General features: G+C 65.3%; 1 pseudogene. It reads right to left on the reverse strand.

Features of this window, described 5'->3' with window-relative positions:
* A pseudogene (locus XalbCFBP2523_RS15880) lies at positions 1 to 567 on the reverse strand (phage/plasmid primase, P4 family); the annotation flags it as partial.

Genomic DNA, 567 nt, shown 5'->3' on the forward strand with positions numbered 1-567 from the left:
TGCGCGCACTTTTCGCCTTCGACCAGCACGACCTGGCTGGCCGTCACCAACCCCGGCTGGTTGTACAGGGGGCGAGGGTCGGGTGGGGTCATCTTGCCGCGCTTGGCATCCCACGGCCGGTACTGCTTCTTGCGCCCGTGCGGGTCGTAGCGGTAGACGATGGCGATCAACTTTCCGTCGGCATCGAGGTAGTTCCACTTCGCGGTGGCGGGGCCGAGATCGGCCACGGACGCTTGCCTGCGGGCCTTGCGCACCGGCGACGAACGGACGCGACCGAGCAGATCGGCGGCCTCATTGAGCACCCTTGGGAAGTCGGTATGAGTATCGGCGCCAAGGTGGGCGGCGATCAGATCGAACAGATCCCCGCCCTCGCCAGTGGCACGATCAATCCACAGGCCCGCCTTTTCTCCTGCCAGCACTACTTCGAGACTGTCGCCGGCATTGCCCCGCGTGTCGCCGATGAAGAACGTCGTGCCGCGCTTCTTGCCTGCTGGAAACACGGTGGTCAACACGGATTCCAGGCGCGCGATCAGGCTGGTGCGGATTTCGACGCGTTCGATGTCCCCG

Source organism: Xanthomonas albilineans (genome assembly GCF_002939705.1).
GTDB classification, from domain to species: Bacteria; Pseudomonadota; Gammaproteobacteria; order Xanthomonadales; family Xanthomonadaceae; genus Xanthomonas_A; species Xanthomonas_A albilineans.